Raw genomic sequence first — 24,171 nt, forward strand, 5'->3', positions numbered from 1 at the left:
ATGCGCGCTGACCGGTGAACCGTCTAGTACCATCCTTTTTTGGTACCGCAAGTAAATAAGGATCTAAACCAATCCTTAGCCCAATCTAAATAATTACTGAAGAATAATAACGAACAGAGCTGCGCCAAGCAATAGACATAGCGGCGAATAAAGCAAGCTGTCCCATCTCGCGAACACAGTGCCCTTCTTGCTTTTGAACAGACCCAGCCACTTAAAGTCGCCGACTGCCCGCAGCACAAACACGATCGCCAGCGCCCAGCCTGCAAACCGTAACAGCGTGTCGGAAAAAAGGACAGGCTCGATTCCGCCTCCGAGCTCCGCCACCGCCCAAGCCGCAAGCGCCATCAAGATCGCCACAACAGCCGTAGCGGGTTTAGTCGGACGAAATAATGGCTCCTGATCGTTGCTGATGCTGGGAATGGCGGCTCGATACCCTTTTCTGCCGCCAAAAACCCAATAGAAATGGATGCCGCTTACCGCAAACAATAAACCGCTTACGACCCAAGCCAATATCTCCGTCATCGTAAAACCTCCTAATATAGATTCAATCCGCGCGCCCTCCGAACCATTCCTTCCGCAGCAGGCCGACATGCTTCTCCAACTGTTCCTCGCTTACAGGCGTATGTTTGTGCCGCTCATACCAGCCTAAATAATAATGGTATAGCAGCCATGCTTTTTGCAGGGCAATCTCTTCGGAAAAGCCTTTTTGCACAAAAATCCGACTCGCAAAATCGATCCGCAGCTGCTCTGTCTCTTCCAAAACAGCGGCATACGCTTCATCCTCCAGCGCCAGCTTGCGCAAATAGAACAAAAAGTCACCCCGCATCGTTACGGAAAACATTTGCCTTAGCAAAACTAACATTTTCTCGTCGGCTTCCGCGTCATCGCTCAACGTATGGATGACCTGATGTGTCGTTCTCGCCCTCCACTCCTCGACGATTTGTCTCACAAACTCCGATCGATTGCTGAAATACCAATAAAAGCTGCTTTTGCTGCATTGCAAGGCGGCCGCCATCTTCTCAATGACCAGCGCTTCTTGGCCGCCTTGCGCAAACATCTCCATTCCCTTCTGAAGCCACTGCTCCCGTGACACAACCACTTTGGGCATATCCGCTCTCCACCTTTTCTGTACGGTACCGTCTAGATAATTGTATTATATGCATCGTTTCCAATAAATTGCAATCTGTTCAAACGAATGTCACAAAACCTTGCCAAATGAAAAAGACGCCCATAAGGGCGGAGGTTGCCGGGAGCTTCCTCCCCTTACACTGCCGAATAACGAAACTTTCCTCCGCTATTTTCTCGTGTCGGGCAACCCATTCTAAAAAAGAGAAACCCGTCGCCATTAAATAGGACACGGGTTTCTCTACATTCTCGACTTGCAAAACAATCTATTTCGCAGCAGCCATTTCAATCATTTCGCACGCTCTCGCTTCTCTCTCCTCCGCCGTCAGCCGCGGACAAGTATAGCACTTTGATCCATTCTCGCGGCGGTCGTACAGACAGCAGGACGACTGCATGAGCCATTTTTCATCGGGATTCAGCGGATTTTCCACATAACGCGGATTCAAGTGCTGATACGGATTCCGTCTGCGGCGAAACAGCTCCGGCTCCAGAAGCTCAATGAGCTGACCGCTGTCGCGAATAAATTTGTCCAGTATCGCTCCCTCTCCGAGATAGCTCGTCAAGAAATCTTTCAAATAGGTCAGCTGTCCGCCAAATTGCTGCCAGATGGCATCCGGCTTTAATTCGGCCGCTTCCGCCAAAGCCTCGACAGCGGGCGTAATAAAGCTCGAGAAGTATTCTCGCCAATGGTTGAGCAGAAACGCTCGCCGATGTTCCTCGCCATCCGCCGGCAACGGAACCGAACGAAGCTCTTTGATTTTGTAGCCGAGATGGGCATGATCGTCATGCAGCTCCACCTGGAAAATGAGATTATCAGGCGACAAATCGATGAGCCGGTCGACCTGGGAAGCAAACAGCAGCTGAATCAACGTCAGTTTGCAAAGCGACGTTCCGACAAAGGATGCCGGGAGAGCAAGCGATGTCGCTTGTACCGTAGCTCCGCCCATGCGCAAGGCTTCCTGCAGCATAGCCGAGTTAAACAGCTCATCAGCCGCGACTTCATAAATCGGATGATCCGCACCTTCCGGCGACACATGATAGTACATTTTCACAATGGTGAAATCAAACAACTGCTCCATAACCGGCTCCTCCATCGTCCCTCTATATCAAGCGCAACTTACTGTTATCTTTATGATTGTCATTGGATTCTATGATAACCATTCTCAAATAGAGAGTCAATTTTTTTGCGCCGCAGCGAGCGAATCAACAAAATAATCCGCGATAAACCTAAAACAAGCAGCGCTATGGAAGCGCAGAACGCCAAGTGAGTTACGCCCGGCATAAAGGAAAGCAACGGCGCCCACGACATTTGGAGAACGAGCGGCGCCGCAATAAGAATTAGCAGCGGTACGGCAATGTGCAGCAATCCAACCGATATGAAGTGCATCGCAATCGAAAGCCCTTTAACTTTAAAAACCTTCTTCCATCGCAGCGCTACATATAATGAACGAACAATAAATAGCAGCACGAGCAAGCCGATAACGCGCAGCGGCCATTCCTCCCCGCTTCCGGCAGCCAGCGCCGGCGGCTCCTTGCCATTTAATATATTTACGATGGCAGTTGTCAAAATGCCGTACACCGATACGTTCCGATTAATGAGAATAACGATGCCATAATCACCTTCGATATGCATATTGGCTTGAAAATGCTCCACGCCGCCATTATGCGAGATCGTATTCTTCTCTGCTAGCCATCCCATGCCCCGTTTTTGTCGACGATGCCAACTGCCGCGCCGGGCAAGTTCAGCCGATCCAAAACCAGATTCATATAGTTATCGATTTCTGCGGATTGCGATTGCGTTAGCGTTGCGGCAGCCGACGCAGATGCCGGATGCTCTTTGCCGAAGCTGTATGCCACCAGCCCCGCGGCAATTGTGCAGAGCAACACGGACATGCAGAACGTGTAGCCAAATGCCGACTTTTTCATTTCCCCACCCGTACCTTTCTTCTCTCCATCTCAAACGGTATAAACATGCTATTTATTGTAAGTTGAATGCGTCGAGTAAACAATAGCCTCCGGATGGAGAATGGCTCCGACTGAAGTCCAGAGGAATCAGCGCGCTGGCAACAAGCGATTTTATAAAGCTTCATTCATAAAAATGCCAAAAGCGTGGAATGGTAATAAAGTCGTTTTTTACTATTTCAGTTTTTGGAGGACTTCTAGCATGAGTATGCTTGGGCAAAATTTGCAGGATCACGCGCATAAGCTTGCGCTGGAACATGAGCCGCACGGCGGGCGATTTTCGCCCAAAGCATTATGGCGGCAAATGGAAGCGGACGTTGAAGGGCTGCGCGATTTTATAAAACAGCTGCACGAGGATCGCAGCTCTTGCGAGCAGCCTTCCGAGGAATGGCTCCTCGACCATTCGGAATTTCTGGAATCGGAGCTTTCCGGCATTCAAATAGAGCTCGAAGGGCTGCGCGCCAAACAGCTTCCCATTGTCATGAAAGCGAACGGAAAGGATACGAAAGTGCGGATCGCATCGATCTGCGAAGCTTATTTGGAGCATACTGACGGACAGCTTGAGGAAGACTCTTTCGCCCTCTATTTCAATTCCTATCAGGAAATATCCGTACTGACCTCCGCCGAATGCTGGTCGGCGCCGCTTTTCATGAAGATGGAAATGATCCGCCGATTGGCCGGGCTCATGGAGCCCGTAAAGGAACGGAGGCAAATATGCAAGAAAGTGGATCAAATGCTCTCGGGTATCGCCGCCTCCGATCTGACGCCGGAGCGGCTCAAGCTCGCGCTGGACGAAGCAAACGTGGATCTGCCGCTGTCGGGAGCAATGATCGTCCACCTTGTCAAACATCTCCGCGAGCATGCCGAGGATACCGCTCATATCGGAGAATGGCTCGTTTGCAAGCTGGACAATGCGCCGGATGATTTGGACGCCATTCTCTCGTATGAATATCGCCTGCAAGCGGTCTATCAAGTAAGCACCGGCAACGTCATCAGCAGCCTGCGCACGCTTTCCAGATGGATCTGGAGCGACTTGTTCGAACAGATCAGCGTCATTGAGCAGACGCTGCGCGGAGAGCAGGCAGGCGACTATGTCCGATTGGACGGCTCCAGCCGCCATACGCTGCGCTATCGGGTCGAGCAGCTCGCCGGACGAATGAAGGTGACGGAAAATCTAGTCGCTTCCCAAGCTACGCAATTGGCCAACGCCGTATTCGAAGCTGCGAAAGGGAAGCCGGAACAAGCCGCTGTATTCCCCCCCAGAGCCGGGAATACAGCTTATTATTTGCTGGAAGCGCGCGGGATGCGAAAGCTTCAGCAAGCGTTAAAGCAGTGCGGCAAGACGGGGGCTTTGCCGCAAGCCGGCATTAAACGCCGGGCAGCCGGGTTGTACATCCAGCTGTCTGCGCTTTTTACGGTCGCCGCACTCATCGCCTTCTTTTTTACTGTCGGCGCGAGCGGTCCGATCACCCCGCTCGGCTGGGCCGCAGCGCTGCTGCTGCTCGTCATCCCGGCGAGCGAATGGGGCGTGACGGCCATTCATTGGCTGATCGAACGGGTGGCAAAGCCAATCCGCCTGCTTCGTTACGACTTTTCGAAAGGAATTCCCGAGGATGCCGCCACGATGGTCGTCATCCCCGTCATCTGGTCGCGAAAGGAAGATGTTACGGCAACGGCTCAAAGGCTGGAACTGCATTATTTGGCCAATCGCGATCCTAAGCTCCGCTTCGCGATATTAAGCGATTTCCGCGACGCCGACCAGGAGCGGCTTCTGGAGGATGAAGCGATACTGCGCGCAGCCGAAGCGGAAATTGAAAAACTGAACCGGAGCTATCCGGGACAAGTGTTTCATCTGTTCCACCGCAGCAGGAAATGGAACGCATCCGAGCAGGCATGGATGGGCTGGGAGCGCAAACGGGGCAAACTCGAGGAATTTGTAAAGCTGCTGCGAGGCGATAAAGACACCAGCTTCTCTTTCGTGTATGGCGACAAGCATGCGGCACTAGGCTCGATCCGCTACGTCATAACGCTGGATGCCGACACGCAGCTGCCGCTTGAGAGCGCGAAACGAATGATCGGCGCGATCCATTTGCCGTTCAACCGACCGCGCTTGAATGAAAACAAGACGAGCGTCGTCGAAGGCTACGGCGTGCTTCAGCCGAGAATCGGCATGACGTACGAAAGCGCGCGAAGATCGCGCCTTACCTCTCTATACGCATACGAAGCCGGTCTAGACCCCTACGCCTTTGCGGTATCGGATCCTTATCAGGATGCGATCGGGCAAGGCATTTTTACCGGCAAAGGCATTTTCGACGTGGACGCCTTTTATCATGTGCTTGGCAATCGACTGCCGGAAAACCGGGTGCTCAGCCATGACTTGCTGGAAGGCGGCTTTCTGCGGGCCGGACTGCTGTCCGATATCGAGCTGATCGACGATCACCCGCCAACCTTTCTGTCGATGCAAAAAAGGCTGCACCGCTGGATTCGCGGCGACTGGCAGCTGCTCCCTTGGCTTGCGGCAAAGGCCCGCAACGGAAGCGGCGAGCTGGCGCCCACTTATTTGTCGCTGATGACGCGCTGGCAAATCTTCGACAATCTGCGCCGCAGCCTGCTGCAGCCGGCGCTGTTTATCGTACTTATGCTGGCCGCTCCCGTTCTTCCGGGACCGTTCTGGGGCTGGCTGTCGATTGTGCTGCTGACGCATTTTCTGCCGGCAATCCGGCAGCTGTTCACGCCGTTCACGCTGGTTCAACGTCCTGCAAGTTTGCTGCGTACATTAGGACACGGATTAATCTCGTTTATGACGATGCCGTTCCAGAGCGCATTGCTCCTTGGAGCCATTGTCCGAACCGTATACCGGCTCGCAATCTCCAAGCGGAGGCTGCTCGAATGGACGAGCCAAGCCGAGGTCGAGCGGACAAACAAAGATAAGGCTGCTCCCGCAATGGCCGGTTTGGGCATAGGTTACTTACTGATCGTACTGATGGCCGCGGGCGTCTTCACTACAGGCTCCGTTTCCGTGTTCATAACCGGCATCGTCATCTGCTTGTTATGGAGCTTCGCGCCGCTTGCTATTCGCTGGCTGGATCAACCGCCGGTACGCGACGAGGCGCAGTTCTCTAAGCAAGAGCAGGAGATGCTGCTGAAGCTCGCTCGCGACATTTGGGCCTTCTACGAGGACTTCGTCACGGAGAAGGACAACTGGCTGCCGCCTGACAACGTGCAAATCGAGCCCGATCGCGGCATTGCGCACCGCACCTCGCCGACGAACATCGGCATGTATGTGACGTGCGCGCTGGCTGCAAGAGATTTCGGCTTTATCGATACGCCAAATCTCGTTGAACGTCTGGAGCAAACAGTCGGCACGATCGAGCGGATGAAAAAATGGGAGGGCCATCTGTACAACTGGTACGATACCGAGTCTCTCGCTCCGTTGCTGCCGATTTATGTGTCCACCGTCGACTCGGGCAACATGGTCGCTTCGCTAATGACCGCTAAGGAAGGGCTGCTGGAGTGGCTGCGGGCGGACAGCGGGCAGGAGCTTGACGATCCGCTGCCGAGTAAGACTTGGCCGCAAAAGCAAAAGGAAGACCGCTTCGAAGTCGCCTTCTCCGACGAACTTGGCGCCGTTGACTGGACGGCGCTAAACGCCCGGGGGCAGCGTCTGGCATCCCGCATCGACAAGCTGATTCATGCGACCGATTTCCGGCCGCTGCTGGACGGCAAGACCAATCTGTTGTCGCTTGGCTACCATGTCACTTCGAACAAACGCGATGATGTGCTCTATGACTTGCTCGCATCGGAAGCGCGGCAAGCCAGCTTCGTCGCGATTGCGCTTGGCCAGGTGTCCGTCGCGCATTGGAATGCGCTTGGCCGGACATTGACGAAGACCAGCAACCGGCCGCTGCTGCTCTCTTGGTCCGGCACGATGTTCGAATATTTGATGCCTTGGCTGCTTATGAAAACGTATCGGAATACCATTTGGGACAGCACCTACCGCGCCGTCGTCGATCGGCAGATCGATTATGCAAGGCAGCATAATGTGCCGTTTGGCATTTCCGAATCCGGCTACTATGCCTTCGATCATCAGATGAACTATCAGTATCGGGCGTTCGGCGTGCCGGGACTAGGATTTAAACGCGGGCTGGAGCAAGATTTGGTGCTCGCTCCTTATGCGACGGTAATGGCGCTTCCTTATGCGCCGAAGGAAGGCTTGCAGGCGCTGGGACAAATGGAGCAGCTGGGCGCGCGCGGAAAATACGGCTATTATGAAGCTTTGGATTTCACGCCGCGACGGATGCAGTCCGGCCGGAAGAACGAAGTTATCCGCAGCTTTATGGCCCATCATCAGGGCATGAGCATGCTGACCTTGTCCAACCTGCTCTCTCCGTTTACGATGACGGATCGGTTCCATCGCAATAAAGAGGTTCGCTCCGCTGAGCTGCTGCTTCAGGAACGTGTGCCGCGCCGCTCGAAACGGATCAAGCATCCCGCTTTGTACCGCTCTCCGGGAAGCAGAGAGCAAGCGAAGCCGGAGCATAATCCGATTCGCGAATTCAAGTCGCCGCATACCGCAACGCCGGAGGCTTGCCTGCTCTCGAACGGCCGCTTCTCCACGATGGTGACGGCCAGCGGCAGCGGGCACGCAAGCTGGGAAGGCCTTTCCGTTACAAGATGGCGAGAAGAGCCTGTCCGCGATTCGTGGGGCAGCTATATTTATATTCGCGACGTCTTCTCCGACCGGATCTGGTCGCCTTCTTACCAGCCGTGCCGAACGGAGACGCTCGATCAGCGAGTCTATTTCGAGCCGGATAAAGCGACCTTCACCCGGACGTTCGAGGGCGTCGAGACGTGTATGGAAATATGCGTCTCTCCCGAAACCGATACGGAGGTTCGGCGCATTACGCTGACCAACCGGGGAGACGCGCAGAAGGTGCTTGAAGTAACCTCCTTCCTGGAGCTCGCGCTCGCAAACCCGATTGCCGACGATGCGCATCCGGCGTTCAGCAAGCTGTTCGTCCGCACGGCATACGAGGCGGGAAGCGAGCTGCTCGTCGCCAGCCGGCGCAAGCGGGAGGAGAAGGACCGGGCGCTGTGGGCTACCCATACGCTGACGGCAAACAGCAGCGCCGTCGGCTCGGTTGAGTTCGAAACCGACCGCGTATCGTTCATCGGGCGCGGACACCGGCTGTCTGCGCCAAGCTCGATACGCAGCCGGCTGAAGGCGAAAACCGGGTCGGTAGCCGATCCCGCCTTCGTGATGCGGCGGCGCGTGCAGATCGAACCCGGCGAGAAAGTGCAGCTGTTTGCCATCACATCAGTAGCGGAGACGAGAGAAGACGCCGTCGAATCGACCTCCAAGCTGGCGCACGCGCAAGCGGTAGAGCGAGCATTCCAGCTCGCTTGGACGCGCAGCCGGGTCGAGCTTCGCAGCCTGCATCTCGATCAGGCCGAAGCCCTATCGTTCCAGAAGCTTGCCGGTCAAATTTTGTACACCCCTCCGCTCAGCAGCGAAAGGGCCTTGCAAATCGAGGCCAATACGAAAAGCCAGCCGGGGCTGTGGTCGTTCGGCATTTCCGGCGACAAGCCGATTGTGCTCGCGCAAATCGAGAATCAAAGCCATATGCCGTTTATTATGAAGCTGCTGACCGGCCATGAATATTTGCGGCGGCTGGGCTTGCGCTTCGATCTCGTGTTTCTGAACGATTCGAACGACGGCTATCAGCAAAATCTTCAGGATGCTTTGAGCCGCGCGGTCGAACACGGCGTCGACCGGTTCGGCACAGGCGCAGCGGGTATCCATGTGCTGCCGACAAATCGGCTAACCGCCGAGGATATCGCCTTGCTCAAAGCGGTTGCGCGTGTGACGCTCCGCGCAGGCGGACCAAGCCTGGCCGGCCAGCTCCGGCTTCCGAAGCCGGATGAAAACGCGGCCTGGCCAGAGCCGCTGCAGACCGTATCGGAGCCTGCGCAGCAGCAGGATACGGCGGTCTCAAAGCCGGCCGTTTCGGTTTCGTTGAATGTTGGCCAAGACAGCGCGCACGCACCTGCCTGGAGCGGCAAGGATGTGCAGTTTTTCAACGGCTGGGGCGGTTTTTCGGAGGACGGCAAGCAATATAAGCTGCTTATTGCAAACGGCAAGCATTTGCCGGGACCGTGGATTAACGTGCTTGCCAATTCCAACTTTGGCGCGCTTGTTTCCGAGCTTGGCACCGGCTATTCGTTCTGGCGCAACAGCCGGGAATGCAAGCTGACGCCATGGTCGAACGATCCAGTACTCGATCCGCCGGGCGAGCTGTGCTTTTTGCGCGACGAGGCTTCCGGCGAAATATGGACGACCGCACCGTCCGCAGGCGAAGACACCAATCCGTACGAGGTCACGCACGGCCTCGGCTTTACCGCCTTCGAGCATGAATCCGAGGACATCCGCCACAAGATGACGATGTATGTCCCTATCGATGACGCGGTCAAAATTATGCGGCTGAAACTGACCAACCGCTCTTCAAGGACGCGGCATATTTCCGTCACTTATTATGCTGAGTGGGTGATTGGCGTACAGCGGCAATCGAACGCGCCGTATATATCCAGCGTATGGGACGAGGAAGCGCAAATATTGACCGCGCAAAACCGTTATCAGGAAACGTTCCGCGACGCGACGCCGTTTCTCGGCATTTTTCCGCAGAAAGCCGCCGATCGTGAAGGCTTGTCCTGGACCGCCGATCAGCAGGAATTTATCGGACGGAACGGCAGCGCGGAGCGCCCCGAGGCGTTAAGCCGCGAACGGCTGTCTGGACGCGACGGCATCTTCAACGCCAGCTGCGGCGCCATTCAGCGCAAGCTGGTGCTGGAAGCCGGCGAAGAGACGGAGGTTATCCTTTTGCTCGGCTGCGCGCCGTCCCGCCAAGAAGCGGCTGAACTGGCGCGCAGATATGCCGATGCTGCAGCCTGCGACGCCGCGTGGATGAAAACGGCCGCTTATTGGGAGGAAACGCTTGGCCAGATCGTGGTCGAGACGCCGTCCCCTGACACCGATATTATGCTGAACGGCTGGCTGCTGTATCAATCGCTCGCCTGCCGGATGTGGGCGCGTTCCGCCTTCTATCAAGCGGGCGGCGCATTCGGCTTCCGCGATCAGCTGCAGGATTCGCTTGCGCTGCTTCACTCCAAGCCTGAGTTGACGAGGAAGCAAATTGCGCTGAACGCTTCGCATCAATACGAGGAAGGCGATGTGCAGCACTGGTGGCATGAGGAGACAGAACGCGGCATCCGAACGCTATTTTCCGATGACCTGCTCTGGCTCCCGTATTCAACCTCCCGCTATATCGAGCATACGGGGGACAGCTCCGTGCTGGAAGATCGTGTGGCGTACATTAAGAGCCATACGCTGCAGGAAGGCGAATATGAACGCTATGAGGAAACGATCGTTTCCGAGCAAACCGGCACGATCTATGAGCACTGCAACCGGGCCATCGACAAAGCGCTGTCGCGGATCGGCGAGCACGGCATTCCGCTCTTTGGCGTAGGCGACTGGAACGACGGGATGAACCTTGTCGGCGAGAAAGGCCGCGGCGAGAGCGTCTGGCTCGGCTGGTTCCTGTACGAGGTGCTGCAGCGATTCGGGCCGATATGCGCGGAACGGGGCGAGGGTGAGCGCGCAGAGCGCTATAAGCAGGCTCGCGAGAAACTGGCTGAAGCCAATAATGCGCATGCCTGGGACGGCCAATGGTACCGCAGGGCTTTTACCGATGCGGGCACCTGGCTCGGCTCGCTCTATAACGAGGAGTGCCGCATCGATTCAATTGCCCAGTCGTGGTCGATCATCTCGGGAGCCGCTCCTAAAGATCGCGCCGTCCAGGCGATGCAGTCGTTCGACCGCGAGCTCGTCGATCGCGACCTGTCGGTTGCGAGGCTGCTGACGCCTCCGTTCGACCGGACCGAGCCAAGCCCCGGCTACATCCAAGGCTATCCGCCGGGCATTCGCGAGAATGGCGCACAATATACGCATGGCGTCATCTGGAGCATCATCGCCTGGAGCAAGCTCGGCAACGGCGACAAAGCGTTTGAGCTGTTCCGGATGCTCAATCCGGTCAACCATACGCGCACCGACCAAGAGGTGCGGCAATATTTCGGCGAGCCTTATGTCATGGCCGCGGACGTATACACCTCCGAGCCCCATCTCGGACATGCCGGCTGGACCTGGTATACCGGCGCTTCGGGCTGGATGTACCAAAGCGGCATCGAATGGATACTCGGCCTTCGCAAACGCGGAGACCGGCTCTATCTCGATCCGCGCGTGCCGTCCGATTGGCCCGGCTTCAAGGCGACCTACCGCTTTGGCGATACGAAGTACCAATTGGAATTCACGCGCGAATCATCAGGGCAGCTGCAAGCCGGACCGGAAGCTTATATCGAGCTGAAGGACGATAAGCAAGAGCATCGCATTACGATCCGCCTTTAACGGGGTCATCCTTCGCAGCGTGCAGCGCATGCTTGATTGCTGCATCACAGCGTTATTGATCGCACGGGCGCACAATTGATTACATAGCGCTGTCCCACAGCGTTATTCCATCGAAAAAGACCGAGAAGGACTCGATTTTCGGCAAATAGTGCTGCCTCACAGCGTTATTTGATCGCACGGGGGCAAAATCGGGGAAATAGCGCTGCCTCACAGCGTTATTCCATCGAAAAAGACAGAGAAGGCCCCGATTTCGGCAAATAACGCTGTCACACAGCGTTATCTCATCACACAAGCGCACAATCGAGGAAATAGCGCCGCCCTACAGCGTTACACACCTAAAAATAAGGCTCTCCCTATTTGGGACAGCCTTATTTTTTTACATCGATTTTACTTTCATTTGTTCCGGATAGCCGTAGGAGCCGTGCTCGCTCATATCGAGACCGACGATTTCTTGCTCTTCCGAGACGCGAATGCCAATCGTTTTCTTCAGCACGTACAAAATGCCATACGATACGGCGAAAGCGAATGCGCCGCATGCGACAATGCCGAGCGCTTGAACGCCAAGCTGTTCAAATCCGCCGCCGTAAAACAGGCCGGCTTTGCCGACGCCAACTTTCTCCGCAAGCTCAGGAGTCGCGAACAAGCCGTTGGACAGCGTACCCCACACGCCAGCTGCGCCGTGCGCGGACAATGCATAGATCGGATCGTCGATCCGCATTTTTTCGAAAAACTGCATGCTCAGTACGACAACAATACCCGCAACCACGCCGATAACGATAGCCGCCCACGATTCAACAAACGCGCAAGACGCCGTAATGGCAACGAGACCAGCCAGCGCGCCGTTCAGCATCGCACCGATGTCGGACTTGCCGAGCACCATCCAGCTAAGAATAAGAGCCGCGATTGCGCCGCCTGCAGCTCCAAGCTGCGTATTAAGCGCTACAAAACCGAAGAAGCTGCCGTCTCCTGCCGTAATGGTGCTGCCTGCATTGAATCCGAACCAGCCGATCCAAAGCAGCATAACGCCAAGCGTCGAGAAAACCTGATTGTGGCCCGGCATATAGTTAGCCGTACCGTTTGCATTATATTTGCCAAGACGCGGCTTCAGCAGCAGAGTTGCCGCAAGCGCCGCCATTGCGCCGGTCAAGTGAACGACTGTCGAGCCCGCAAAGTCTTGCTTGCCGTGTTCCGCCAGCCAACCGCCGCCCCAAATCCAGTGCGCGACAACCGGATAGATAATCGCCGAGAACAGTACTGCAAAAATCAGATAAACCGACAGCTTCGCCCTTTCCGCAAAACCGCCCCAAGCGACGGACATCGAGATAGCCGCAAACGAAAGCTGAAAGATAAACATAACCGTCGGCGCTACTACGGCGCCTTCCGACACGGTCATTGCGTCAAATCCGAAATAATCGCCCCAGCCCAACAGCCCGTTGCCGCCGGAGCCGAAAATAAACGCATAGCCCACCGCCCAAAATACGATTGACACAATGCCGACTGTAAATACAGTCTTACCGGCGATATGGCCGGCATTTTTCATCCGGGTCGAGCCCGCTTCCAGCATAATAAATCCGCATTGCATAAAAAGAACTAAAATTGCGCCAAGCATCGTCCAAATGCCGTTGAGTCCAAGTTCCATTCTGTACAACCCCTTCTGTTCATATCTATTAATGAGAAATCTGCTTCAAAGCTGCCATTCGGTCCAAAATACCGCCTAACAGCTCGTGCGAGCGTGCGCTCCGCTCTTCCATCCCTGCAGCAACTCGATCCGCCTTCTGAATGAACGGCGCTTCAACAAGCTCATGCGTCCAAACATCCAGCATCGTCGCGGCGCAGGCCGGCGTCGTTTCCAAATGGAATTGCAGCGCCACTACGGAATCGCCGTAAGCAAACGCCTGATTGCCGCAAGCTTCCGAATAAGCCAGACGCTTCGCGCCATCCGGCAGCGTGAACGTATCGCCATGCCACTGAAAGCTGGCGAAAGACTGCGGCACGCCTTCGAAGCATGGATGGCGCTCCTCAGTCCGCTGCACTTCATACCAGCCGATTTCCTTAAACTCATTGCGGTACACTTTGCCTCCGAGCACCTCGGACAACATTTGAGCTCCAAGGCAAATGCCAAGCACAAGCTTTCCTTGATCGATGCATGTCCGAACGAATCGCTTCTCCTCGACCAGCCAAGGATACTGCTCATCTTGGTAAACGCTCATCGGGCCACCTAAAATGACAAGCATATCAAATGATGCTATCGCTGGATATTCCGCTATTTCATATGGAACGATTACGTTCAAGGAATGGCCCTGCCTGACCGCCCAAGCCGCGATAGCGCTCTCGTCATCAAAAGAAAAATGCTTCAACGCGATAATGTTCACCCGAACTCACTCCCTTCTGGAAATCGCGGCTGCAATCGCTCGGACTGCTTTATCGCCAATCATCGTTCGAGAATAAATTACGGCTCATTAAAGGCTATGACCGTATATTAATAAAAATATTTAATGATGTCAACTAATCTGACATAAAAAATCAAAATTATATATCAATAAAAAGAGGAGCCGGTTAATCCGCCCCCTCTTGCACTTGTTTCTATTCTCTTTTCAAGTCAACCCGATACAATTTCAGCGGCCGTCCTCTGACGTTCGTCGTTTCCTCGCCGATGACCTCGGCGTAGCCGCTCGATTCCAGCTGGATCAAGATGCGTCTTGCGCTCCGCGGCATAATCATCATCTGCTGCGCCAGCTGATTCGAGTGAATAGTTTCCGTCTGCAGCTTTTTCAGAATGGCTTCGATTTTCCCCAGCGTCACTGCGCTCAATCCGGTTTGTTCGCTGATTTCTTGCAGACCGTCCACCGAATAGGAATAAGCCAGCCTCTCTGCGCGGCCAAGCGGTCCAATTACCGATTTATCGTCAAAAACGACCATCCACGAGCCTTTGCCGTAATGCCTCGTCTGCCGCAGCGCATGTCCAGCCATAAGCTCCGCCTCATATGCGGTACGGCCGATGCCGATGCCGCACGTCAGCTCATTGCCCCAGTCGCGAAGCTCCGGGCAGTCTGGAATTTGCGTAAATTCATGCGTAATATCTCTCATAATGCCCCGCGTCGTAAAAATAGCGTATCGACCCGGAGATATCGTCTTCATCGACCCGAGCACTCGTTTCGAATAGTCGAGCAGCGACTCGCTGGCGGCAAGCTCCATCCGAAACAGCTCATCCGAGCCGTATGTATCTTTGGACACCCCCGCATACAGGTCGAGCTCGACGATTTGCACCGCGATTTGGGCGTCCATATACCGCATAGTCTCCCATCTCCGGGACGCATCCGTCAGCGCTTCCTGCACAGACAATTCCGTCGGTATGACGCGAAGCACCGGAACGCCCATCGCCTTCAGCTTGTCCTGCACATACCAGACGCAGGTGACCGCGTAGTCGGTTTCGCCGCGCTTCCACAGCTCGGCATGATAATCGATCAGCCCTTGATAGGAGCCATCGAACGGCTTGCCCTTCAGCCGGACGCCTTCCAAATTCAATTCCTGCGCAGCCTTGGCAAGCTCCTCATCCGTATACATATCAAAGCTCAGCCTTGTGATATCTATTCGTTCGCGATAAAACAGCTGGCACAGCGTCCGATATAAACCTGTTCCGCTGTACGAAATATAAAACATCGGCTGTCGGATTTCCGGCGCTTGCTCCTTTGCCGCCTGATAGGGAAGCGGCCCCGAGAACAGCCACATATCGACCTTCCCGGAGTGCTCTCTTATTATTTGCCCGACGTCTTCAAATCGTTCGTGCTTAAAGGGCAGGCATTCGAATTCCGCGCTCTGCCGCACGATCTCCGTTACAAATGCCATCGTGTCCTCCACGCCGACGTAACCGAGCTTGATTTTCATGCCGATCCCCTCCTTCCATGCCGCTCATCTTGTTGCTTTCCATATATGTTAACACCAATAGAGGGTCGAGTGAAATAGTAAAAACGCTGGCGCAGCCACACCCGCCAGCTCGATTTTGTCCGCTTTACGCTTATTTGATGCGGATCAGATTGCTTTGCAAAACCGTATCTCCCTCTTGCGGAGTAAAAACAGCCTTCGTTACGCCCGTAACGTTCGTAATCAGCTTACGATCCGCCGCCTGGATGATACGGACCTCGTACTTGAATTTCACTTTAGACAAATCCGCGTAGAAAAATACCGATTTGCTCGGCCCTAACTTGAGGATGCATGTTCTCGTTCCGCATGGCTGAACCTTGAGCGGAACCGGATAACCGTTCGGACCAGTCATAAACCTGAACTGCAACGATGCGGCTTCGGTCCGCGTTCAAGTTAACGACATCGACTAGAGCATAGCTTGTTCTTGTCGGCTTCCTCAAGATGCCTGTGGAATAGGTTGCTTTCTTCGCTGTCATAGGATCACCTCTCTATTCTAGTCGATATATTAAATGCTAGAGAAAATAGAATGTGCTCGTATGCACCTGCGTTTCTCCCTCATGAATGTAATTTTGATCTTCTGCGATCACATTTCTCCGGGATAACGAAGCTGCTTCGCTGATTAACGAATGGGATTTCGCTAATTCGGGCCATATTGAGCGGTTTAAGAGCGGTTCCGGGGCATTAACGAAGCAATTTTCGCTATGGCGGAATCAAAGTGCGCTATTAGCGAATGTAGATTCACTAACTGCTGGAGAACAGGGGGATACTGGCGGATTTACGAAAGTTACTTCTTTATTTTGCGAGTCTGCTTCGCTAATTGAGGAGGGGTGACTTAGGCGAACGGTAACTGGAGGTAGACGGGCAATGGGTTATATGGCGATGGACGAGGTGAGTGAGGTAGACGGCGATAGGCGACATTTTCGGAGGGTGCCTGGAAGGTGGCCGCGGTGGTTGGATGGGGCTAGCCGGACGGACTTGGTGGATGCGGGCAAATAGAGGAGGACGTGATATTCGATCGGACTGGACTAGATTAGATTAGTAGGCGGTCTGTGATTGGCTCGCTTCAAAGAAAAAACGGTTCCCATGGGAACCGTTTCTCAAGCAATCGCCTTCAAGCCGCTTACAGCTTGAACTTCAATACTGCTTCTTCCAAGCTTGCGCTTCTTTGCTTCAATTGCTCGGTCGTGTCGGCAATTCGTTTCGCAGCCTCCAGCTGATGCGCCGACATGTTCTGGATGGCAGCGGTATTGTCCGCCGCGGCGACTGATATTTGAGAGATTTGCTCGACCGAAGCGGCAACCTCCTCGGAGCCTGCCAGCACCTCCTGCGCCGCAGCCGAAATCTCTTGAATCTGACTGTTCACGAGCACAAAACGGTCCAGCGTCTGATCGAACAGCGTCTCCGCTTCATTCGAAAGCGCCGTGCCTTTGCGCATCTCCTCGCTGCCCGTTTGCATACGCTCGCCGATTTGCATCGACTCCTGCGAAATTTGCTGCAGCAGCGACGTAATATGCTGTACGGAAATTGAAGCTGCTTCCGCAAGCTTGCGTACCTCACCTGCTACGACCGCAAAACCGGAACCGTGCTCGCCTGCCCGCGCAGCTTCGATGGAAGCGTTGAGGGCGAGCAGTTTGGTCTGATCGGCAATGCTCGTAATCGACTGCAGAACCGGCTCAATTTCGCCCATATACGAATTGAGCAGCTGAACCGAATTTGCCGTCTGCATCGTAACCTCGGAGATCGACGCTACTTGCGCTTTCAGCTCATGGATCGAGCGCTGTCCTTGCTCGGCGAGCTCCAGCGCCTCGCCCGATGCGCCGGATACGTGCGCGGAAGCCTCGGAAACACGCTGGATCGCCGACGTAATATCCTCCATCGACTTTGCGCTTTCCTCAGCGCCAAGACGCTGATGCTGCGCACCGTCCGCAAGCATCGCGATCGATTGCTCGAGCTCCACATTCACCTTCACCAGCTGGTCGGCTTCCGCGCCGAACTCGCCGGTGGAAAGAACGAGGTTGTTTGTTGTCGCCTTCATATCTTGAATGACCGATCCGAGCGTAGCGCCCAGCCGTTCAATCATTTTGATCATAGCGGAATAGGCTTGCCCGATTTCATCCTTCGAGCCTGTCCGAATCTCGCCCAAATGGACTTTAGCGGCAGCAATGTCACCGCCGGCAATAGCTTCCGCCCCTTTGACGATTTTGCCAAGCGGACGCAAAGCGCGGAACATGAACCATACTAAAAACGCGAAAAACATTAACGTCAGCGCGCCCATCATCACAAAGAGCGGGATGCTTTGCTTAATGACGTCGCGATAAATCGCTTGCGATACCGAAACGTCCGTATCAATCCCCATAACGCCAATTACTTTGCCGGCCGAATCATGAAGCGGCGCATAGGAGGAAATATAGTCTCCATATTCAGGATTTTCGATTATGCCGCTTTTGGCAGCCTGCCCTTTCAGCACGGCTTCGATCGCATCCTTCGGCATGTCGGTCACTTCGCCGATCGGCGAGGCGGAATCCGAATCTTTCGGCTGGCCGTCAATCAACAGAATTGGCTGCCCCTGGCCATCAATTTGGACAGTATACACATACAAGGCGCCGATCCGTTCACGGTAACGATTCATTTCCTCGCGGATGCTCCAATAGAGCTCGGTTTCCTTCTGTTCCTGCAAGAAGCTTTCATAAGATTTCACATCAAACAGCGCTGCATAGGCTTCAGCAAGATGAATATTGAAGTTGCCGATCGCTTCTTCGCTGGCCTTCTTCGTATTCTGAAGCTGCATGTAGATAAGGGTGCCGGATAAGATGATAAGAATAGCCAAAATAATGATAGACAGCTTGAAGACCAACCGACTTCTGAATCCTGACATGATGTCAATGCCCCTTCTGACCCTTATTTTTCAATTATCATTCTACATTAAGAACGATTTTTCCTATGCAGTTCGACAAAAATATCCAAATTTCCTGCTTCCTCCGCATGTTTGCAAAAATCTTGGTCAGCGTAAAAAAAATCATATAAAATAAATGTGCAATCCTACCTGAATTGGAAAGCTGGTGGCATAATGATAGATTCGACAAAAGCACCCCTCGTGAACGGAGCGTTCATAATAGCGTCGCTCACGTCCGTTGTTAGAGCTGAGAAGCTGCATCTACTTCATCATTTTCTGCGCCAAGTTTGATTCTGGACAACAGCACCTCCAGCTCCGCCTCACATTCGGCAGCGGTCATCCATCTCGACTCCAGCAAGCCCTGCACGAAGCGCTTCACCTCGGGTTCAAGCTCCAGCTCCTCTTCCCAGCCGCGCTCTTCCTGCCCCTCATAGGGGGTATAGCCCGCATACATCATAAACAGAAACAGATGGCCGAGCCCGTAAAGATCGCTCGTCGGGTAAGGATCGCGCATCCGTTTTTTGACCGGCCCCCAGCTGTCCGCGAAGCCGCTCGGCTCCCGTTCGTCTACTGTTTTTCGCTCATCGCTTGGAAGCTCGCCAATCCGGCAAGCTAGGCCGAAATCGATCAGAAACACGCGCTCGCCGCATTCAATCACGTTCGGGGTACGCACATCGCGATGCACATAACCGGCTTCATGCAAATGCCGCAGCGGACGCAGCAGCTCGCGTACGATCCGCAGCGCTTCTTGCTGCGTAAAGGCCCGTCTCAAGCCCAATATTGAATCTTCCAGCGTTTCACCTTCCGCAAATGCCATAACGAGCGCTTTCTCGCCCCGATGCGCAGCGTCCTCCAGCCGCTGCGGAATTTGCGGATGGTCCAGCCTCTGCATCATTTCGCTCTCCCGCCCCAGCATCTTTCGCGCGCTTTTCCCTTTGCTCGGCTTCGCTCTCTTCATTAAGACAACGCCGCCCGTTGCCAGATCGACAGCGCGATACGCTTGGCCATAGCTGCCCATGCCAAGAAAATGCTCCACGCGGTATTTTCCCGCCCATATTTGACCCGGCCGCAACGGATAGTCCATCCAATTGCGCCAAACTTGCTTGAACCACGCGCCCAGCATCCGAAATCACTCCCTTCCCTCACATACGGCGCCCGCCGCTATTAGGTTCCGCTCGGCATATCGCTTAAAAAGGCGGTTGCCGGCGAAACCTGATTCAGAGCCTTGCGTATTATTGAATAAGAATAGGAAATGAAAATAAAGAAAATAGATTTAGGAGGCTCGCACATGCTTAAACATTTGCTCAACCGACTTCTCGGTTCCCTTTCCAACAGCAAGCATTACGGTCACCGCCCATACGGTCACGGACATTATAGCAGCAGCGACTACAAAAAAGGAAACCATTACCCGCCGCAGCATCCGCCATACGGCCACGGTCATTTCAGCAGCAGCGATTATAAGAAGGGTACCTACTACCCGCCGCAAAATCCGCATTACGGACACGGCCATTACAAGAAGAAGTACAGCAGCTTTAGCAGCTAATGTTGCCAACGAATGATAAAAAGAGAGCTTCGCCGTCGTCTCCGCGACGGCAGCAAGCTCTCTTTTTCGTTCATTACATCGGTTTAAAATTCGATCCGATTACATTTTGAAATGGCTAAGCTGTTCTTTCGACATTCGCGTCATCTGCAGCAATTCATCTGCAGAATCCAGCAGCGATTTCATCACTCGCGCCTGCTTCGTCATCGACTTCGATGCGTAATTCGTCTTCTCCGCCGATTGTTTCGCGATTCCGGCAACCTCTTGAACCGAAGCCGTCACTTGCTCCGAGCTGGCCGAAATATGCTCCGTTAAGCTGGATACCTGCTGCACACGGTCAAACAGCCGTTCAGAGGACTGCAGAATATGGCCAAAAATATCGCTGGCATTTCGGATAGCCTCCAAGCCCTTATCCGTCTCGGCCATTTCATTGTGCATGGAATCGCCCAAGCTGTTGATTTTGTCCGAAATAGCCGCCAATTTCTCCGTAATATCGTCTGTAGACAGCTTTGACTGATTCGCCAGCTTTTGAATTTCAGAGGCAACGACCGCGAACCCTTTGCCGTGTTCCCCGGCGCGAGCCGCCTCGATAGATGCGTTAAGCGCAAGAATATTCGTATGCGCCGAGATTTGTGCGATCGTTGCTACAATGCTCTGCACCTGCTGCGATTGGCTCGTCAGAAACTCGACGAGCTGGCCGGAGCTTTTCACAGAAGCGTTGATTGTATCCATCTGCGTGAACGCTCCGTCCACAGCCAACTTGCCTTGAATCGCTTGCTGGTAAGAGTGCGATGATTCATGAAGCGCATCCTGCGCATACTCCGCGATATGCTGAATATGCTCCGCGATATCGTTCATCGCCCTCGAGCTTTCCTCGGAATTGATAAACTGCGTTTGCGTTCCGCCGCTTAACTCAGCCATCTTGCCATTGATGTCTTCCATCTCTTCAACCGATTCTGTGATCGCCTTTGTTAACGAAGAAGAGGATACAGTGACCTTGCTGCTCGAAGCTTTGCTTGCGCTGATAATCTTCTTGAATTCGCCGATCACTGTATTAATCGGCTTCACGATGTCCCCGATCTCATCTTTCGAATACGGCACAAGGCTTTGCGACAGATCGCCTTGGCTGACATGAATGAGAGACGTGTTGATATAGTGGATCGACTTCTTGACCGACATATAGAACCCGATAAAGATATAGAGCAGAATGATGAAGCCAATCGCTACCGCAATATTAAAAACAAGCGCCTTCGACTCGTATGCGTCAACCCTGTCTTGGATCAGCCCATCCAGCAGCCGGAGTTCCAACTGATAGAGACCCGAATTATGCTGCAGCGCTTCCTCCGAAACTTGCAAATATTGTTCCACCGGCAGCCTCAGCGTTGAGGTATGCAGCAGTTCGTTATTTGTCAACTCGGTAAATTGATTGCGCACTTCTTCCAGCTTGAGCCGGGACGGTTCAAGCTCCGCGCTTAAAGCCGGATTTTGTTCCATAACCACGTTGATGCCGTTTATAATATCGTTCGTGGAGGCGCTAAGCAAAGCGTTCAGCGACAGCAGCTCGTCGCGCTGCTCCTCGGTCATGGACTTAGCGAGTAAATAGTCCGACCCCGCATCGCGAATTTGCGCAAGCTTTTCCGTTGCGAACGGGATCTTGTTAATGACTCCGTCCATTAAGTAGTAGCTGTCCAGGTCCGGATCCAGAATCAAGTTCGATGAATCGCCGACCTTCGCGATCAGTTTGATGCTGCTGTCAATGATTGCTGTATGGCTGTCGGCCGGACTGGACTCGCCGATTGCTTTCCAGCTGTCATAGATTTCCTTCAGCATGCCTTCGACCTTTAATTGCTGGCCCAGCTTTTCATCCACTGTAAACGTTTTCTGAAATGCCTGCTCGATTTCGGCATTGTTCGCGGCGATCTTTTCTTTTACCGCGGCATCGTTGCCGGACAAATAGACGCTGTATAACCCCCGGTTTTCCTGCATTTCCGTAATCAGCAGCTGCAGCGGACCGATATATTCAACGCCCAGGCTCTCCTTCGTGTTGAACGTAATCAGGTCGCTGGACTGGCGTTGATACATGTAAGACATAACGACCATCGGAATAAAGATAAGCAAGCCGATTAAAAGAAACTTATAGACATACCTCAACCTTCGGATCAACTGCTCGGACAACCAAAAAATGTTCATTCGTATCCCCCTAATTAAATTAAATTGAAATTTAAATTAGGACGCCGTTGTCCTGTTATGTTATCTAACACGTAATTCAACAAAAAATGACAAAAACCTTTGTTGTGCGCAAAAAAAAAATTGCCGGCCCCGATAGACCGGCACAAATCGGCTACACTAACACATGCTGCCGCTCAAGAAGCTCCATTACATGCTCCACCATCTCCTCTGGCGGGTAAGGTCTGCCCTCCAGAATCCACCATTCGACAAGTCCGGCAATCGCCGAAACGAGGAACTGCACCATAATCGTTTTTTTCATATGCGTATTCGGTCCGTTCATTTCCAGCTGCAGCGCGAGACCTTTGTGAACACCGGTCAGCAGGCGGCTTCGGAATGTCGGGATCCCTTTGCTCTTCATCAGTACCGTGTAGATGAACGCATTGTTCTCCAAATGCTGGAACGTGTTGAGCAGCGACTTGCGAATCGAAAGCCGGGACAGATTTTGCGGCATGCAGTCATGCAGGTTGAGATAGGTCTCAATACATTTATCCAACAAATCGTATTTGTCCAAATAATGCAAATAAATCGTTCCCCTGTTAACATTGGCCTGTTGAGCGATTTCGTTCAGCGTAATTTGCTCAAACCCTTTCTCCTCCAGCAAAGCTACAAAAGCGCTCATAATGGCTTCGCGGGTTTTCTGTATCCGACGATCCATAGTTCCTCCTGTACATCGTTATTCAACAATTTCTATGTTTTTGTTCACAAATCAACAAAAGCTGAGTTTTTAACGATTGCAGCTTCAAATACCCGCAATTAAGCTAAGCTTATTAGACACACGTTTAAAAATCAACAACTGTTCATTAAAGAGGAGAACTATGAGAATTTTAATTTACGGAGCAGGGATTCTAGGCAGTTTCATGGCTCATTCATTAATCCGCGGCGGGCATGAGGTAACAGTGTTGGCGCGGGGACAGCGGGCAGAGGAATTGAAGCGGAACGGCATCGTGATCCGGCATGTGTTTCAGTTAAAAACAACAAAAGATTGTGTACGCGTCATAGAGACGCTGATGCCGCAAGACAAGTACGATTTTATTTTTACCGTGATGAAATATAACGATATGCCCGCTATATTGCCGTTCCTTGCAAAAAACGAAAGCCACCGCATCGTGCTGATAGGAAATAACGTCGATGCCGAGCGCATGGAGCAAGAAATCCTAACGCAAAGCAGCGTCCCCAAAGAAGTCGCATTTGGCTTTCAATTGAGCGGCGGGCGAAGGGAAAAGCATCGCATGCTCAGCATTCGCGGCCAAGCGCAAATGGTGTACGGCAGTTTAAGCGGAGAGCTTGGCTTTAAGCCATTTCTCGAACAAGCATTCTCCGCGACGGGATTTCGTCTAACGGATATGGGAGAGGACATTGATGCATGGCTGAAAAGCCACATTATCCCCATTATTGCCATGAACGCGGCTAGCCGTGTACACGGAGGCAAGGCGAATGCCGTCGCTAAGGACCGCGAGCTGCTTCGCAGGATGATTGACGCGATGGACGAAGGTTTCCGCGTACTGGAAGCGGCCGGCTATCCAGCTATTCCCGAGAATCAGACCAAGCTGGCGAGAGAGCGCAAACGGTTGGCTTATACGCTTTTTAAAATGTACTACACATTGCCGATCCACAAGCTCATGACCGGAGATCAGACAGAGATAGACGCTTTGCAAGAGAGGTTTGATCATTGGAGAGCCGCCTCGAACATTCCAACGCCAGGCTGGGACTACTTGTCCGTAAGCAGGGATATAACCAAAACACCCTGTCCTTAATAGGTCAGGGCGTTTGACTTGCCTTTCGCTACTCCGTAATCAGTCCGTTCGGCGTAATTGTTCTTATCCGATTAGCAGCGATCATGGATACGGCATAAGCCAGTGCAACCATAGCTCCGTACAGCACAACAATTAAAGAGAGCTTAATGGTAAACTGTATTGTGATAATCCGTTAATAGGGCGCCGGATTGCTTCATATCCTTGAGCGTCGCAGACATCAGTATTCCGCTTTCGGACTCGCTAAGACTATCGAACAATTGTCACTCCCCCCCTCTACAGTCTGATTTTC

General features: G+C 53.4%; 17 protein-coding genes. 3 read left to right on the top strand and 14 right to left on the bottom strand.

Annotated elements, in window-relative coordinates; translation table 11 throughout:
• Positions 1-93 precede the first annotated feature (93 nt).
• The 5 genes from GOM71_RS02575 to GOM71_RS02595 all read right to left on the bottom strand — a co-directional run bounded on the left by GOM71_RS02575 (position 94) and on the right by GOM71_RS02595 (position 3,051).
• The gene (locus tag GOM71_RS02575; protein ID WP_156278204.1) at positions 94-522 is read right to left on the bottom strand and encodes a DUF3995 domain-containing protein; all 429 of its coding nucleotides are present in this window, start codon (positions 520-522) and stop codon (positions 94-96) included.
• Positions 523-544: 22 nt separating this feature from the next.
• A complete protein-coding gene (locus tag GOM71_RS02580; protein WP_156278205.1) occupies positions 545-1,108 on the bottom strand; it encodes a TetR/AcrR family transcriptional regulator in 564 nt (187 codons plus the stop codon).
• A gap of 283 nt (positions 1,109-1,391) precedes the next feature.
• Positions 1,392-2,204, bottom strand: coding sequence for a (2Fe-2S)-binding protein (locus GOM71_RS02585; protein WP_173275099.1), 813 nt, complete (start codon positions 2,202-2,204; stop codon positions 1,392-1,394).
• A 59-nt stretch (positions 2,205-2,263) separates the two neighbouring features.
• Positions 2,264-2,824: a hypothetical protein gene (locus GOM71_RS02590; RefSeq protein WP_156278207.1), complete on the bottom strand. Its 561-nt coding sequence runs from the start codon at positions 2,822-2,824 to the stop codon at positions 2,264-2,266.
• Positions 2,812-3,051 (bottom strand): hypothetical protein, encoded by a 240-nt coding sequence (locus GOM71_RS02595; protein WP_156278208.1) that lies wholly within the window; start codon positions 3,049-3,051, stop codon positions 2,812-2,814. Before GOM71_RS02595 ends, GOM71_RS02590 begins: the two co-directional genes overlap by 13 nt.
• 238 nt (positions 3,052-3,289) lie before the next feature.
• Between GOM71_RS02595 and GOM71_RS02600 the strand changes: the two genes are divergently transcribed.
• Positions 3,290-11,545 (top strand): GH36-type glycosyl hydrolase domain-containing protein, encoded by an 8,256-nt coding sequence (locus GOM71_RS02600; RefSeq protein ID WP_156278209.1) that lies wholly within the window; start codon positions 3,290-3,292, stop codon positions 11,543-11,545.
• Positions 11,546-11,921: 376 nt separating this feature from the next.
• Here GOM71_RS02600 and GOM71_RS02605 read toward each other — a convergent pair whose 3' ends face one another.
• The 7 genes from GOM71_RS02605 to GOM71_RS02630 all read right to left on the bottom strand — a co-directional run bounded on the left by GOM71_RS02605 (position 11,922) and on the right by GOM71_RS02630 (position 19,482).
• Positions 11,922-13,184, bottom strand: coding sequence for an ammonium transporter (locus tag GOM71_RS02605; protein ID WP_156278210.1), 1,263 nt, complete (start codon positions 13,182-13,184; stop codon positions 11,922-11,924).
• Positions 13,185-13,212: 28 nt separating this feature from the next.
• Positions 13,213-13,917: a type 1 glutamine amidotransferase gene (locus GOM71_RS02610; RefSeq protein ID WP_367649438.1), complete on the bottom strand. Its 705-nt coding sequence runs from the start codon at positions 13,915-13,917 to the stop codon at positions 13,213-13,215.
• A gap of 211 nt (positions 13,918-14,128) precedes the next feature.
• Positions 14,129-15,430 carry an ArsR family transcriptional regulator gene (locus tag GOM71_RS02615; RefSeq protein ID WP_156278211.1) on the bottom strand — a complete coding sequence of 434 codons (1,302 nt, stop codon included), beginning with the start codon at positions 15,428-15,430 and terminating at the stop codon, positions 14,129-14,131.
• Between the two features lie 130 nt (positions 15,431-15,560).
• Positions 15,561-15,710: a hypothetical protein gene (locus GOM71_RS24245; protein ID WP_253944655.1), complete on the bottom strand. Its 150-nt coding sequence runs from the start codon at positions 15,708-15,710 to the stop codon at positions 15,561-15,563.
• Positions 15,703-15,942, bottom strand: a complete 240-nt coding sequence (locus GOM71_RS24250; protein ID WP_253944657.1) for a hypothetical protein — start codon at positions 15,940-15,942, stop codon at positions 15,703-15,705. Before GOM71_RS24250 ends, GOM71_RS24245 begins: the two co-directional genes overlap by 8 nt.
• 644 nt (positions 15,943-16,586) lie before the next feature.
• The gene (locus tag GOM71_RS02625) at positions 16,587-18,341 is read right to left on the bottom strand and encodes a methyl-accepting chemotaxis protein (RefSeq protein WP_156278212.1); all 1,755 of its coding nucleotides are present in this window, start codon (positions 18,339-18,341) and stop codon (positions 16,587-16,589) included.
• Between the two features lie 259 nt (positions 18,342-18,600).
• A complete protein-coding gene (locus GOM71_RS02630; RefSeq protein WP_156278213.1) occupies positions 18,601-19,482 on the bottom strand; it encodes a serine/threonine protein kinase in 882 nt (293 codons plus the stop codon).
• Between the two features lie 165 nt (positions 19,483-19,647).
• On the opposite strand from GOM71_RS02630, the gene GOM71_RS02635 reads away from it, so the two are divergent.
• Positions 19,648-19,902 (top strand): hypothetical protein, encoded by a 255-nt coding sequence (locus tag GOM71_RS02635; RefSeq protein WP_156278214.1) that lies wholly within the window; start codon positions 19,648-19,650, stop codon positions 19,900-19,902.
• Between the two features lie 99 nt (positions 19,903-20,001).
• Here the strand turns inward: GOM71_RS02635 and GOM71_RS02640 are convergent, their stop codons facing one another.
• Positions 20,002-22,089, bottom strand: coding sequence for a methyl-accepting chemotaxis protein (locus GOM71_RS02640; RefSeq protein WP_156278215.1), 2,088 nt, complete (start codon positions 22,087-22,089; stop codon positions 20,002-20,004).
• Between the two features lie 151 nt (positions 22,090-22,240).
• Positions 22,241-22,783: a TetR/AcrR family transcriptional regulator gene (locus tag GOM71_RS02645; protein ID WP_156278216.1), complete on the bottom strand. Its 543-nt coding sequence runs from the start codon at positions 22,781-22,783 to the stop codon at positions 22,241-22,243.
• Between the two features lie 160 nt (positions 22,784-22,943).
• Between GOM71_RS02645 and GOM71_RS02650 the strand changes: the two genes are divergently transcribed.
• The gene (locus GOM71_RS02650; RefSeq protein WP_156278217.1) at positions 22,944-23,882 is read left to right on the top strand and encodes a ketopantoate reductase family protein; all 939 of its coding nucleotides are present in this window, start codon (positions 22,944-22,946) and stop codon (positions 23,880-23,882) included.
• Positions 23,883-24,171: the final 289 nt, after the last annotated feature.

Origin of the sequence: Paenibacillus sp. NEAU-GSW1 (genome assembly GCF_009737085.1) — a bacterium.
Classification (GTDB): domain Bacteria; phylum Bacillota; class Bacilli; order Paenibacillales; family Paenibacillaceae; genus Pristimantibacillus.

Bases quoted from the DNA above. Each gene is read 5' to 3' on its own strand.
- GOM71_RS02625 (WP_156278212.1), bottom strand. From the start codon at position 18,341: ATGTCAGGATTCAGAAGTCGGTTGGTCTTCAAGCTGTCTATCATTATT.
- GOM71_RS02600 (WP_156278209.1), top strand. From the start codon at position 3,290: ATGAGTATGCTTGGGCAAAATTTGCAGGATCACGCGCATAAGCTTGCG.
- GOM71_RS02615 (WP_156278211.1), bottom strand. From the start codon at position 15,430: ATGAAAATCAAGCTCGGTTACGTCGGCGTGGAGGACACGATGGCATTT.
- GOM71_RS02590 (WP_156278207.1), bottom strand. From the start codon at position 2,824: ATGGGATGGCTAGCAGAGAAGAATACGATCTCGCATAATGGCGGCGTG.
- GOM71_RS02605 (WP_156278210.1), bottom strand. From the start codon at position 13,184: ATGGAACTTGGACTCAACGGCATTTGGACGATGCTTGGCGCAATTTTA.
- GOM71_RS02645 (WP_156278216.1), bottom strand. From the start codon at position 22,783: ATGGATCGTCGGATACAGAAAACCCGCGAAGCCATTATGAGCGCTTTT.
- GOM71_RS02635 (WP_156278214.1), top strand. From the start codon at position 19,648: ATGCTTAAACATTTGCTCAACCGACTTCTCGGTTCCCTTTCCAACAGC.
- GOM71_RS02650 (WP_156278217.1), top strand. From the start codon at position 22,944: ATGAGAATTTTAATTTACGGAGCAGGGATTCTAGGCAGTTTCATGGCT.
- GOM71_RS02580 (WP_156278205.1), bottom strand. From the start codon at position 1,108: ATGCCCAAAGTGGTTGTGTCACGGGAGCAGTGGCTTCAGAAGGGAATG.
- GOM71_RS02585 (WP_173275099.1), bottom strand. From the start codon at position 2,204: ATGGAGCAGTTGTTTGATTTCACCATTGTGAAAATGTACTATCATGTG.
- GOM71_RS02640 (WP_156278215.1), bottom strand. From the start codon at position 22,089: ATGAACATTTTTTGGTTGTCCGAGCAGTTGATCCGAAGGTTGAGGTAT.
- GOM71_RS02595 (WP_156278208.1), bottom strand. From the start codon at position 3,051: ATGAAAAAGTCGGCATTTGGCTACACGTTCTGCATGTCCGTGTTGCTC.
- GOM71_RS02575 (WP_156278204.1), bottom strand. From the start codon at position 522: ATGACGGAGATATTGGCTTGGGTCGTAAGCGGTTTATTGTTTGCGGTA.
- GOM71_RS02630 (WP_156278213.1), bottom strand. From the start codon at position 19,482: ATGCTGGGCGCGTGGTTCAAGCAAGTTTGGCGCAATTGGATGGACTAT.
- GOM71_RS24250 (WP_253944657.1), bottom strand. From the start codon at position 15,942: ATGACAGCGAAGAAAGCAACCTATTCCACAGGCATCTTGAGGAAGCCG.